This is a genomic window from Stenotrophomonas sp. SMYL89, assembly GCF_036319985.1.
GTDB classification, from domain to species: Bacteria; Pseudomonadota; Gammaproteobacteria; order Xanthomonadales; family Xanthomonadaceae; genus Stenotrophomonas; species Stenotrophomonas maltophilia_Q.
On the sequence record NZ_JAWIRW010000002.1, the window covers coordinates 33,344 to 46,039 of the forward strand.

The window sequence follows — 12,696 nt, forward strand, 5'->3', positions numbered from 1 at the left end:
CATCGCCGTCACGCCACGGCCGTCGCGCATCGGTGAAACTACGCTGGTGAACGCTGATCGACCTGCCCCGCTCCGTCCTGCCGCCCTGCGCCCGCGAGGCCAGCAGTGAGCGCCGCCTTCCCGCCCAGCTGGTACGCAGCCAGCCTGCCCGAGCCGCCCGCACTGCCTCCGTTGCAGGGTGACGTACATGCCGATGTCGCGGTGCTAGGCGCCGGCTATACCGGCCTCACTGCTGCGCTGGAACTGGCCGCGCGCGGCCAGCGCGTGGTGCTGCTGGAGGCGCAGCGGATCGGCTGGGGCGCCTCCGGCCGCAATGGCGGCCAGGCACTGGTCGGCTACGGCTGCGAGGTGGACGAGCTGGAGCGGCAGCTGGGTCGCGACGATGCACGCCACCTGTTCGACTGGTCGCGCGACGCGGTGCAGGCGATGCGCACCCGCATCGATCGCCACCGCATCGACTGCCATTGGGTTGAAGGCCACGCCAGCGTCGCCATCCGTGAACGCCACGAGCGCGACCTGCAGGCCAACTGCGAGCACCTGCAACGGCATTACGACTACCCCATGCAGTGGTGGAGCCGTGACGCCCTGCGCGCGCAGCTGGACAGCCCGCGCTATCGAGCCGCGATGTTCGACCCGCTCAGCGCGCACCTGCACCCGCTGGCGTACGCGCGCGGCCTGGCCGCTGCAGCGCGTGCGGCGGGGGTGGTCATCCACGAGGATTCGCCCGTGGTGCGCATCCAGCGCGGAGCGCAGCCGACCCTGCACACTGCACAGGGCCGCGTGCGCGCCGCACACCTGGTGGTGGCCGGCAACGCCTGGCTGCAGGGCCTGCTGCCCGAGCTGGAGCGGCGGATCATGCCGGTGGGCACCTACATCGGTGCCAGTGAGCCACTGGGTGCCGAACGTGCACGCGCCCTGATCGGCAACAACATGGCCGTGGCCGACACCGCCTGGGCACTGGATTACTTCCGCCTCAGCCACGACCACCGCCTGCTCTTCGGCGGCCGCGCCAGCTACTCGGCACTGCCCCCGCCCGGCCTGCGCGGGGTGATGCAGCGACGCATGCACGATGTCTTCCCGCAGCTGGCCGACGTGGTACTGGACCAGGTCTGGGGTGGCTACGTGGACATCACCCGCAACCGCGCACCCCACTGGGGCCGGCTGGACGGCAATCTGTATTTCGCGCAGGGGTTTTCGGGGCATGGCGTCGCCGCCGCCGGGTTGGCCGGCGAGGTGATCGCCGCCGCCATCGCCGGCCAGAGCGAGCGCCTGGACGTATTCCAGCGCCTGCGCCATGCGCCCTTCCCCGGCGGCCGGCTGCTGCGCACGCCGCTGCTGGTGGCGGCGATGTCGTGGTACAAGCTGCGGGATGCGTTGTGGTAGCGGGACCCTTCCCAGCCACATAATCGGCGCAGGCGCTGGGGAGCACGTGGATGCAGTGGTGGAAGGACGGCCTGCAGGTGAAGATACGCGTCAGCCCCGAGGGGCTGGTGCTGGCGCTGCTCTATGCCTTGGCCTGCTGGGGCGCGCGCAAGCTGTCTTTGGACCAGTTCTTCCTGCCTGCCGGCGTGCGGGTGGCCGCGCTGTTGCTGTGCCCACCCCGTCTTTGGCCCTACCTGCTGATGGGTGAATACGCCTACTTCGCGCATCTGCGCATCCCGCTGATCAGCAAATACAACCTGACCTGGGTGATCCTGGCCTCGGTATTCCTGATGCCTGCCGTGATGCTGATCGTGCGCCTGCACCGGAGACTGCTGGCACGTACCACGATCGTCGGCGTGATCTCCATCGCGGCATGCGCCGCGACGGTCATCAGCCTGCTCAACCTGGGAATCTCGTACCTGCTCTGGGCCCCGTTGCATGAAGAGACATTTCTCACCAATGTGTTGCGCTATGCGCTGGGCGACTTCACCGGCATCCTGATCCTCGCGCCTCTGGCATTGCTGTGGATACGCCGCGCCGAGGAAAAATGGACAACCCGGTCTGTTGCGGCCACGGTCGCAGCACTCGCCGCCATGCTGGTCATCGGCCTGCAGGCGACGCCGGTACCTGCCTCGATCACGGCCCCCGGTTCGCTGCAGTTGTTGTTGATCCTGCCTATTCCCGCAATCGCCCTGACCTGCCTGCTGGGATGGCGCGGTGCGGCCATCGGTGTCGCCGCCGTGAACATGATCCTTGGCCTGAGCACTCCCTCCGACCATCCGACGGCATTCGATCAGGCGACCTTCGCGACCCAGCAGGCCATGGCCATCGCCAGCATCGCCCTGCTCCTGCTGGGCGCTCGCATCACCCACTTCCAGAACCAGCACCGGTTGCGCGAGGAAGATGGCAGAGCGGCCCTGCAGCTTGCGCGGAATTCACATCTGGCCAGCGAGATGGACCTGCGCGAACGGGCGGCGCACCTGCGCCAGCTGGGCGATGGCATGGACCTGTCTCTGAACGAGATGGTGAACTGGCTCCATGCTCAGGGTCATCACGCGGTGGCTGACAGCCTGCGGCATACCTCGGAGGTGCATTCACGCCTGTTCCGGGCCCAGGCCAGCATGATCTATCCCGCCGCTCTGGAGCGACTGGGCTTGTATGTGGCGTTGCAAGCCGGTGGGGTGCGTGAGGCTTGGAATGCCACGCATCGAATCGGACAACCCAGGTTGACGGGGGACCCCTGCGCGCTCGGGGTCGGCCTGCAGCTTGCTGCCTACCGGCTCGTGGTTGACGCGGTATCGCTTCTATTGAAATGCGAGCCTGGGCAGATCTCGGTCAGTATCCGCTGCGGACGTTCCATCCGGAAGCGTGGTGCCTTCATCTGCGTGGCTCTTCTGGACCGCCGCGAATCACTGGGAAGCCGTGCAAAGGAACTGGCAAACGAGCAGCTGCTGGGCCGGGTCCTAGCACATGCGGGCCACATGGACTTGAGTGGCAACAGGCTCAGGATGGTATTGACCGAAGCACGGGAAGCTCCCCGCCAGGCAGGCGCTGCTGAAGCCGTGTGGGAAAGCACACGCTCCATCGACCGTGGCCCCCCCCGGACCGCGATCTGACTTTCCCAATGAAAGGAGATGCAGATCATTACTCGAAAGTGATCGTTGGTCGGCGCCGAACCTACCCCGTCAGGACCTGGCGCCGGCGTGCAATTGCGCGCCCATGCTCCTGTCGATACTGTCATCCAATGGCGCGTCCTGAGGCGTTCAAGCAACCCGCACCGCCGCTGCCATGTCACGAGCAAGGGAGGCTCGGGTTTGGACCGATTCAAAAAGGCCGTTGAACTGAGCTTCCGTATCCGGCCAGCCGGGATCGCCCTCGCGGCCGTCTATGCGCTGAGCTGCCTCGGTTCGCGTCAGTTCTCGCTGGATCAGTTCTTCCTGCCGGCGGGCATCCGTGCAGCGGCACTGCTGATCGTACCGACCCGCCTGTGGCCCTACCTGCTGCTGGGCGAGTACGCGTACTTCGCAACGCTGCGCATCCCCATGATCGACACCTATGGCCTGGACTGGGTCATCCTGGCTTCGACACTGCTGATGCCGATGGCGATGCTGGTGGTCTACCTGCATCGGATGAGAATGCCGTCCGAAGCAGCTACCGGTCTCTGGCTGCTGTCACTGTCCTTCTGCACGGCACTGTTCGTTCCGGGTCTCAACCTGGGCATTTCATATGTCCTATGGTCGAACCCACCACCCAGCAATCTGCTGGACGCGGTCGACCGGACGATCTTTGGCCACTTCGCCGCCATCATCACCCTGGTGCCGTTGGCATTCCTCTGGTCGCGACGGCAGGCCGACCCCGGTTGGAGCGACCGTTTCGTCGCCCCTACCGCCTCGGCGATCCTGGTGATGCTGGTGTTGGGCCTGAGCATGCAATTGACAAGCGCCGGCGCCCACACGACGCGGACACACATGGTGCTGCTGGCCGCCCTGCCCGCCATCGCCCTGACCTTCATGCATGGGTGGCGCGGCGCGGCCATCGCGATTCCGTTGTTGAACCTCCCCCTGCACGGTGCAACGCCCAGCACCGGCCTGCCCTCCTCATTCGACCTGGGCACGTTCGCCACCCAACAGAACATGGCGGTGATGAGTGTCGCACTGCTGGCACTCGGTTCCAGCATCAGCTACCACCATCAGCGCGCCCGGTCCCGCGGCCTGGCCGAGGCAACCACACTGCGCCTGGCACGCGGCTCGCATCAGACCAGCGAGCGTGAGCTGCGTGAACGGGCCGTCCACCTGAAACACCTGGGCGAGGGCATGGACAGTTCGCTCAGCGAGATGGTCAGCTGGCTGAAGTCCCAAGGCCACCATGCGGTCGCAAACAGCCTGCAGCACGCGTCGTCGGTGCATTCACGCCTGTTCCGTGAACAGGCCAGCCTGGTCTATCCCACTGGACTGGAACAGGTCGGGCTCTACATCGCGCTGCAAGCCGGCGGTGCATGCGAAATCTGGAACAACACGCATCGCGTCATTCCGCCCAGGCTGGCGGGCAATCCCTGCCTGCTGACCGTGGATCTGCAACTGGCCATCTATCGCTCGCTGATCGAGGCGGTTTCACTTCTGCTGGAGCTGGAGACCGGCCAGGTATGCGTGCGTGCCCGAAGTGGTCGGGCAGGCAAACGTCGCGGCATTGTTGCTGTGGTGAGCCTGCTCGACCGTGGCTGCACGCTGTCCACGCGAACCACCCACCAGGCCATCGAGCGCCTGGCCGGGCGGATGCTTGCCTACGGCGGAGCAGTCCACTGTCGGGGCAATCGGCTGCGACTGGTCCTGCATGAACCAATCACCCACGCGTCGCCCGCGGCGGCCTGACACGCAATCCCGCCCGGCGCGCAGCGTTCGCAGCTAAAGTTGCAGCCGAAACCGCCGTTATCCGTGCCGAGCCCCTCCCTCGTGAGCCACCGCATCATGCCCGTCCTGCCGCAGGCCGCCGTCGATGGCGACCTGGCCGATCCGCTGCCGCAGCGGATCCTGCTGGTCGAAAACTCCCGTGCTTTCACCGGCATGCTGCGCGAGGCCATCGAGCAGCGCCTGGAGCTGCCGGTGGTGATCGCCTCCACCCTGGCCGAGGCCGACCGCCTGCTGAACGAAGGTGGCGGCTGGTTCCTGGTACTGACCGGGCTGGTGCTGGCCGATGGCGACCGCGACGCGGTGGTCGAGTTCTTCCTCAAGCGCAACCTGCCCACCGTGGTGGTCAGCGGCGTCTACGACGAGGACCTGCGCAAGCGCGTGCTGCAGCAGCAGATCATCGACTATGTGCTGAAGAACACGCCCGGCAGCCTCGATTACCTGGTGTGGCTGGTACAGCGGCTGGAACGCAACCGCCGCATCGCCGCGCTGGTGGTGGACGACTCACCGTCCGCGCGCGGTTATGCCGCAGCCCTGCTGCGCATGTATGGGCATGAGGTGCATGAGGCGGCCGATGGCAATGAGGGCCTGGCTGCAATCGAGGCGCATCCGGCGATCCGCCTCGCCGTGGTCGACCAGGAAATGCCGGGCATGCAGGGCGTGGAGTTCACCCGCCGCCTGCGCACCCTGCGCTCCCGCGACAAGGTGGCGGTGATCGGCATCTCCGGCAATACCGATGCGTCGTTGATCCCGCGCTTCCTGAAGAACGGCGCCAACGATTTCCTGCGCAAGCCGTTCTCGCGCGAGGAATTCTTCTGCCGGGTCTCGCAGAATGTGGACCAACTGGAGCTGATCGGCACCCTGCAGGACCTGGCCACCCGCGACTTCCTCACCGGGCTGCCCAACCGGCGCTGCTTCCTCGAGCAGAGCCAACGCCAGCTGCCGCAACTGCAGCTGCACGGGCAGTGCGTGGCGGTGGCGATGATCGACATCGACCACTTCAAGCACATCAACGACACCCATGGCCACGAAGCCGGCGACGATGCGTTGCGCGCTGTGGCCAGCGCGGTGGCCGCGCACGCGCGCAGCCATGACCTGATCGCACGCTTCGGTGGCGAGGAGTTCTGCCTTCTGGTACCTGACATGGAGCAGGACGAGGCACTGCTGTACTTCGAGGAACTGCGCCAGCGCATCGCCGCGCTGGAGGTCGACATCGGCACTGCCACCCTGCGCATGACCGTCAGCATCGGCCTGTGCTGCCTGCGCCCGCAGCGCGATGCACTGCACCGGCTGATATCCGAAGCCGACCGCCAGCTGTACCTGGCCAAGGCCGGTGGCCGCAACCGGGTCAGCTGCACCACGGTGGCCAGCCCGCTGCGCCCACGCGAGCCGGCGCTGCCCTGACCGGCACGCTTTGATCCAGATCAACGCCGCCCGCGCAGGGCGGCTCTACAGTCGGCCCCGACATACGCATGAAGGGGAGCCGGGGATGGCACTACTGGTCTGGCAGGACGATCTGAACATCGGCATCGATGTGATCGACCAACAACACCGCCGCATCATCGAAATGCTCAACCACCTGCACGTGGCCCAGGCCAGCATGCAGCGTGCCGCGGTGGGTGAAGTGATCGACGAAGTGGTGGACTACACCATGTCGCACTTCGCGTTCGAGGAAGAGCTGATGGAAGAAGCGGGCTACCCGTTCTGTGCCGCGCACAAGCGCGTGCATGAGGTCTTCATCAAGCGGGTATCGGAGTACCGCATGCGCTTCCAGGCCGGCGAGGACATCAGCGACGAACTGCGCACCATGCTCTCGCGCTGGCTGTTCAACCACATCCGTGGTGATGACCAGGCCTATGCCGAACAGGTCAAGGCGCACCTGAACCAGTTCGCCCGCGAACACCAGGGCGGTGGCTGGCTGGGTCGCACGCTCAAGCGCTTCTTTGGTTGAGCCGCAGCGCGCGCCGGTGCAGTGCCACGAGCGCGCACAGGGTGGCAACCGCGGTCAGGCACAGGTAGTAACCCACCGCGACCAGGCCGAAGCGCTCGGCCAGCCAGGTCGCCAGATACGGGGCCGGTGCCGCACCGAGGATGCCGGCCAGGTTGAATGACAGCGAAGCGCCGGTGTAGCGGACCTCCACCGGGTAGATCTCGGCCAGGAAGGTGCCGCAGGGGCCATAGGTCAGGCCCATCAGGAACAGGCCCAGGCACAGGAAGGCGGTGACCAGCCATGGGCTGTGCGGCTGGAACAACGGCGCGAACAGTACGCCGAAGCCGATGATCAGCACGCTGGCGACGATCATGGTGCGACGCGTGCCCCAGCGGTCGCCATAGCGCGCCGACAGCGGGATGCCCAGTGCGAAGAACAGCATGCCGACCATCTGCATCAGCAGGAACTGCTCGCGGCTATAGCCCAGCACCGCAGTGCCGTGGCCCAGGCTGAACACGGTCATCAGGTAGAACAGCACGAAGGTGGCGAAGGCGCCCAGGGTGCCCAGCAGCATCGGCACCGGGTGGTCACGCAGCACCGTCCACATCGGCAGCCGCACCGGCGCCTTGCGCTCCAGCGCCTTCTTGAAATCGGGCGTCTCGTGGATGTTCAGGCGCACCCACAGGCCGAGGCCGACCAGAAACGCGCTGGCCACGAACGGGATACGCCAGCCCCACTGCAGGAAGTCGTCCTGGCTCAGGCAGCGGCCCAGCACCAGGAAGATGCCGGCCGACAGCAGGAAACCGATGGGCGCGCCCAGCTGCGGGAACATGCCGTACCAGGCGCGCTTGCCCGGTGGCGCATTCTCGGTGGCCAGCAGCACCGCCCCACCCCATTCGCCGCCCAGCCCCAGCCCTTGGCCGAAGCGGCACAGCGCCAGCAGCGCCGGTGCCAACAGCCCGATCTGCGCATGGGTCGGCAGCAGGCCGATCAGCACCGTGGACAGGCCCATGGTCAGCAACGCGGCGACCAGGGTGGCCTTGCGGCCGATGCGGTCGCCGAAATGACCAAACACCGCCGAGCCGACCGGCCGGGCGATGAACGCCACCGCGAAGGTCGCCAGTGACTGCAGCAGGGCCGCCTGCTCGCTGCTGTCCGGGAAGAACAGGTGCGGGAACACCAGCACGGCGGCCGTGGCGTAGATGTAGAAATCGAAGAATTCGATGGTGGTGCCGATCAGGCTGGCCAGCAGGACACGACGGGGGGAATTCACGGGCGGCGCGGCAGCAGCGATCGTCGACATCGGCAGTACGGATAACGGTAGATCGGCCGATTCTGCCACGGGGCGGTGGTCGCACGGGGCGATGGTTTCAGCCGACACCGATGCCAACGAATTTTTTCCTGCCACCCGCTAGGCTGCACCACCGGTCCCTGCATGGATGCCTTGCCGATGGCTGCAGTTGCGTTGTCGTGGTCCGGTTCGCCGAAGCTGCCGCGGATGGCGGCGTGGCTGGTGGTACTGCTGGTGCATGGCGGGCTCTCTCTGTGGCTGCTGGACAGCGGCCGGATCGAACTGCGCAGCGACGACGGCCCACGGATCTTGCTGCGTTGGCTGCCACCGGAACTGCCGACGCCGGTAGCCAAGCAGCCCACCTTGCCCTCCGCACAGATGACGCGTCCGGCCGCATCGGTGATGCCCCGCCCTGCCCAGGTTGCGCAGGCAGACAGCGCCCAGCCTGCCGCGGAGGACGCGGCTGCGGTAGCACCACTGATCCTGAGTCTTCCTACGGGCAGCATCGACGGTGGTGACGGCATCAGCGCCGCAGTGGAGCCGAGCCGTGCTCGGCTGCATCTCGCGAAGAGCAGTCGAGCATGGCTCGACTCTACAAAGAGCAAACAGCAGCCGAGCGTGGGCTCGGCTCGACGAAAAGCGCTCGGCGGGCGCGTCGTTACAACTGGATCCAGGTGGCCTTGATCTCGCTGTACTTGTCGAACGCGTGCAGCGATTTGTCACGGCCATTGCCGGACTGCTTGTAGCCACCAAACGGGGCGGTCATGTCACCACCATCCCAGCCGTTCACCCAGACGCTGCCGGCGCGCAGCTGGCGTGCGACACGATGGGCGCGGCCCAGGTCACGCGTCCACAGGCCCGCCGCCAATCCATAGCGGCTGTCATTGGCCACGCGCACCGCTTCGGCCTCGTCGTCGAAACCAAGCACGGCCAGCACTGGCCCGAACACTTCCTCGCGTGCCAACGCGTGGTCCGGACGCACCTGGTCGAATACTGTGGGCTGCACATAGCAGCCGCCGGCTTCCACCTCGGCCCGATGGCCGCCCAGCAGCAGACGAGCGCCCTCGCCTTCGGCACGGGCGATATCGGCCAGCACCTTCTCCACGTGCGCGGCGTCGACCAGCGCGCCCATCGGTGCATCAGCCTCCAGTGGATGGCGGGGCTGCATGTGCTGGCCATAGGCAATCACCTGGTGCACGAAGTCCTCACGGATCGAGCGCTGCACCAGCAGGCGCGAGCCGGCGGTGCAGACTTCGCCCTGGTTGAAGAAGATGGCCTGCGCCACGGCCTTGGCCGCTGCGTCCAGGTCCGGGGCGTCGGCGAACACCAGGTGTGGGCTCTTGCCACCGCATTCCAGCCAGACCCGCTTGAGGTTGGACCGTCCCGCATACTCCAGCAGCTTCGCGCCGGTGGCGGTGGAACCGGTGAAGGCCAGCACGTCCACGTCCATATGCAGTGCCAAGGGCTCGCCCACACGCGCACCATGGCCGGGCAGCACGTTCAGCACCCCCTCCGGCAGGCCCGCCTCGGCCGCCAGCGCCGCCAGCCGCAACGCCGATAGTGGCGAACGCTCGGACGGCTTGAGCACCACCGAATTGCCCATCGCCAGTGCCGGCGCGATCTTCCAGCAGGCCATCAGCAACGGGAAATTCCATGGCACGACCGCCGCCGCCACGCCGGCAGGCTCGCGCGTGACCAGGCCCAGTTCATGCGGTCCGGTGGGTGCGATTTCGCCATACAGCTTGTCCACCGCCTCGGCGGTCCAGGTCAGGCAGCGCACCACGCCGGGCAGGTCGATACGGCGTGCATCACGCACCGGCTTGCCCATGTCCAGGGTTTCCAGCAAGGCAAGCTCGTCGGCGTGTTTTTCCACCAGCTCCGCCAGGGCCAACAGCACGCGCTTGCGATGGACCGGGCTGGCCTGCGACCAGTGGCCCGCATCGAAGACACGCCGCGCCGCCCGCACTGCGCGCTCCACGTCCTCTGCGTCGCAGTCGGCAACCGCCGCCAGCACGCGGCCATCAATCGGGCTGATGCAGTCGAAGCGCGCACCGTGGGCAGCATCGACGTAGCGGCCATCGATGAATGCCTGGGTCGGCATCGAAAGCTGCTGGGCCAGTGCCTGCCAGTGGCTGCGGTCGGGAAAGTCGGCCATGCCGGGCTCCTCGGAACAGTTTCCCCGGTTATACCGGCGTGGCCGCGACTCCGCCGTGACGTGGCTGCGCTACATTCTCCCCATCGGACCCGATGGAGCTGGCATGAAGCGTTCCGCGAGCGACCTGCACGATCTGGCGACCCAACGCCCGGAGTCATTGGAGGCGTACTGGATGCCGTTCACCGCCAACCGCCAGTACAAGGCAGCGCCACGTGTGCTGGTGCGTGCCGAGGGCATGCACTACGAGGATGTCGACGGCCGCCAGATCCTCGATGGCACGGCCGGCCTCTGGTGCTGCAACGCGGGCCATGCACGGCCGCGCATCGTCGAGGCCATCGTCGAGCAGGCGCGCACACTCGACTACTCGCCCGCCTTCCAGATGGGCTCGCCGCCGGCATTCGCGCTGGCGCAGCGGCTGGCCGCATTGGCACCAACGCCCCTGAACCATGTGTTCTTCACCAGCTCCGGCTCGGAGGCGGTGGATACCGCGATGAAGATCGTGCTGGCCTACCACCGCCAGCGCGGCGAGGGCCAGCGCACGCGCTTCATCAGCCGCGAGAAGGCCTACCACGGCGTCGGCTTCGGTGGCATGGCACTGGGCGGCCTGCCCAACAATCGCAGGGCGTTCGGCCTGCAGCTGGGCGGCGTGGACTACCTGCGCCATACCCTGGACCTGCAGCGCAATGCGTTCAGCAAAGGCCTGCCGCGCCAGGGCGCTGAACTGGCCGACGACCTGGAGCGGCTGATCGCGCTGCATGACGCCTCGACCATCGCGGCGGTCTTCGTCGAGCCCATCGCTGGGTCCGCCGGGGTGATCCTGCCGGCGCCGGGCTACCTGCAGCGCCTGCGCGAGCTGTGCGATCACCACGGCATCCTGCTGGTGTTCGATGAGGTCATCACCGGCTTCGGCAGGGTCGGCATGCCCTTCGCCGCACAGCGCTTCGGGGTCACCCCGGACCTGCTGACCTTTGCCAAGGCCGTCAGCAACGGCGCGGTGCCGCTGGGCGGCGTCCTGGCCAGCGACGCCGTGCATGCCACGCTGATGCAGGCACCACCGCAGGCCATCGAGCTGTTCCACGGCTATACCTATTCTGGTCACCCGCTGGCCTGTGCGGCCGCACTGGCTACGCTGGAGGTGTACGCCGAGGAACGCCTGTTCGAGCGCGCCATCGAACTGGGCGAATACTGGCAGGAACGGCTGCACGCGCTGCAGGGCCTGCCCAACGTGATCGACATCCGCAACTTCGGGTTGGTCGGGGCGGTCGAGTTGGCGCCACGCCGGGACATGCCCGGCAGCCGCGGCTACGAGGTGTTCCGGCGCTGCTTCCACGACGGCCGGCTGCTGGTGCGCTGCACCGGTGACATCATCGCGCTGTCACCGCCGCTGATCGTGGACAAGGCGCAGATCGACCAGATCACCGGCACGCTGGGCGAGATGATCCGGGCCACGGCCTGAGCCCGGGCCCGCGGCGGCGAGCGGGTACAATGGGCGGTTCCGCTCCTGCTCGTTGCCGTGCCCATGGATATCGTCGTCAAAGAAGAACTCAAGGCCTATATCGACCCGCTGACCGCGGACGAACATGACGCGCTGGAGCGCAGCATCCTGGCCGAAGGCTGCCGCGACGCACTGGTACTGTGGGGTGACGTGCTGGTCGATGGCCATAACCGTTTCGGCATCTGCCAGAAGCACGGCCTGCCGTTCAACACGGTGCAGAACACCCGCTTCCAGAGCATGGAAGACGTGCACCTGTGGATGATCGAGCAGCACCTGGGCCGGCGCAGCGTGTCCGATTTCCAGCGCGGCGTGCTGGCGCTGCGCAAACGCGACATCCTGGCTGCCCGCAAGCAGGTCGAGCAGGCCCAGCTGCAGCGCGAAAGCGATGGCACCGCCGACGTCACCGACGGGGGCGGCGAAGACAACCCGCCGTGGGAACCGGCACCGAAGATCAGCCGCGCCGAGCTGGCCCGCGAAGCCAAGCTGAGCACCAGCCAGGTCGGCATGATCGAACGCATCCACGCCCAGGCCGCGGCCGAGGTGGTGGAGGCGGTGAAGGCTGGCGTGATCTCGATCAGCGCCGCCGCGGCCGTGGCCGACCTGCCCGAAGAAGAACAGCGCGCCGCCGCCGCCGGTGGCAAGGACGAGCTGAAGCAGGCCGCCAAGCGCGTGCGCGAGTCCAAGCGCAAGCCGCGCGCGCCGAAGCCTGAACCGGCCGAGATGGATTTCGAGGAGGCGGATGAGGACGAGATCGCCAGCCGCGATGCCGAAGTGCTGTCCGCACTGGAACAGCTGGGCGAGGACGCACCGGCATTGCGTCGACGCGTGGTCGCGCTGACCCGCGAGAACGACACCCTGCGCGCGCAGCTGGCCGCGCTGCGCAAGCAGCTGGAAGCGCTGTAGGCGCTCTCGACGCGCTTCTGTAGAGCCGAGCCCATGCTCGGCTGCTTTGCGCGTGGCAATGAGCAGCCGAGCATGGGCTCGGCTCTACAGACAGGC

At 67.1% G+C, this 12,696-nt stretch carries 10 protein-coding genes; 8 read left to right on the forward strand and 2 right to left on the reverse strand.

Going from position 1 to position 12,696, the window contains the following annotated elements; translation table 11 throughout:
• Positions 1–105: 105 nt before the first annotated feature.
• From V3B41_RS02900 to V3B41_RS02920, 5 genes are all read left to right on the forward strand, one after another.
• Positions 106–1,383: an FAD-dependent oxidoreductase gene (locus V3B41_RS02900; RefSeq protein WP_197620291.1), complete on the forward strand. Its 1,278-nt coding sequence runs from the start codon at positions 106–108 to the stop codon at positions 1,381–1,383.
• A 50-nt stretch (positions 1,384–1,433) separates the two neighbouring features.
• A complete protein-coding gene (locus tag V3B41_RS02905; protein WP_049431278.1) occupies positions 1,434–3,038 on the forward strand; it encodes an MASE1 domain-containing protein in 1,605 nt (534 codons plus the stop codon).
• A 198-nt stretch (positions 3,039–3,236) separates the two neighbouring features.
• On the forward strand, positions 3,237–4,790 hold the full coding sequence (locus tag V3B41_RS02910) for an MASE1 domain-containing protein (RefSeq protein ID WP_049431275.1): 1,554 nt from the start codon (positions 3,237–3,239) through the stop codon (positions 4,788–4,790).
• 96 nt (positions 4,791–4,886) lie between these two features.
• Positions 4,887–6,230: a diguanylate cyclase gene (locus tag V3B41_RS02915; protein ID WP_197620292.1), complete on the forward strand. Its 1,344-nt coding sequence runs from the start codon at positions 4,887–4,889 to the stop codon at positions 6,228–6,230.
• Between the two features lie 85 nt (positions 6,231–6,315).
• Complete coding sequence (locus V3B41_RS02920; RefSeq protein WP_004151683.1) at positions 6,316–6,777, forward strand: bacteriohemerythrin; 462 nt, start codon at positions 6,316–6,318, stop codon at positions 6,775–6,777.
• Here the strand turns inward: V3B41_RS02920 and V3B41_RS02925 are convergent.
• Complete coding sequence (locus V3B41_RS02925) at positions 6,758–8,059, reverse strand: MFS transporter (protein ID WP_049431326.1); 1,302 nt, start codon at positions 8,057–8,059, stop codon at positions 6,758–6,760. The two genes, V3B41_RS02920 and V3B41_RS02925, sit on opposite strands and share 20 nt — an antisense overlap.
• A gap of 132 nt (positions 8,060–8,191) precedes the next feature.
• On the opposite strand from V3B41_RS02925, the gene V3B41_RS02930 reads away from it, so the two are divergent.
• Positions 8,192–8,731: a hypothetical protein gene (locus V3B41_RS02930; protein WP_238378632.1), complete on the forward strand. Its 540-nt coding sequence runs from the start codon at positions 8,192–8,194 to the stop codon at positions 8,729–8,731.
• Here the strand turns inward: V3B41_RS02930 and V3B41_RS02935 are convergent.
• The gene (locus V3B41_RS02935) at positions 8,706–10,202 is read right to left on the reverse strand and encodes an aldehyde dehydrogenase (protein WP_049431269.1); all 1,497 of its coding nucleotides are present in this window, start codon (positions 10,200–10,202) and stop codon (positions 8,706–8,708) included. The genes V3B41_RS02930 and V3B41_RS02935 overlap by 26 nt on opposite strands.
• Before the next feature lie 103 nt (positions 10,203–10,305).
• Here V3B41_RS02935 and V3B41_RS02940 point away from each other — a divergent pair, with 103 nt between their 5' ends.
• Together V3B41_RS02940 and V3B41_RS02945 are read left to right on the forward strand one after the other, a co-directional pair.
• Positions 10,306–11,658 (forward strand): aspartate aminotransferase family protein, encoded by a 1,353-nt coding sequence (locus V3B41_RS02940; RefSeq protein ID WP_049431265.1) that lies wholly within the window; start codon positions 10,306–10,308, stop codon positions 11,656–11,658.
• A 63-nt stretch (positions 11,659–11,721) separates the two neighbouring features.
• Entirely contained in the window at positions 11,722–12,600 is an 879-nt protein-coding gene (locus tag V3B41_RS02945; protein ID WP_197633511.1) for a plasmid replication/partition related protein, read from the forward strand.
• Positions 12,601–12,696: the final 96 nt, after the last annotated feature.

Coding starts and splice junctions, on each gene's coding strand:
- V3B41_RS02905 (WP_049431278.1), top strand. CDS start 1,434: ATGCAGTGGTGGAAGGACGGCCTGCAGGTGAAGATACGCGTCAGCCCC.
- V3B41_RS02915 (WP_197620292.1), top strand. CDS start 4,887: ATGCCCGTCCTGCCGCAGGCCGCCGTCGATGGCGACCTGGCCGATCCG.
- V3B41_RS02920 (WP_004151683.1), top strand. CDS start 6,316: ATGGCACTACTGGTCTGGCAGGACGATCTGAACATCGGCATCGATGTG.
- V3B41_RS02925 (WP_049431326.1), bottom strand. CDS start 8,059: ATGTCGACGATCGCTGCTGCCGCGCCGCCCGTGAATTCCCCCCGTCGT.
- V3B41_RS02930 (WP_238378632.1), top strand. CDS start 8,192: ATGGATGCCTTGCCGATGGCTGCAGTTGCGTTGTCGTGGTCCGGTTCG.
- V3B41_RS02935 (WP_049431269.1), bottom strand. CDS start 10,202: ATGGCCGACTTTCCCGACCGCAGCCACTGGCAGGCACTGGCCCAGCAG.
- V3B41_RS02940 (WP_049431265.1), top strand. CDS start 10,306: ATGAAGCGTTCCGCGAGCGACCTGCACGATCTGGCGACCCAACGCCCG.
- V3B41_RS02945 (WP_197633511.1), top strand. CDS start 11,722: ATGGATATCGTCGTCAAAGAAGAACTCAAGGCCTATATCGACCCGCTG.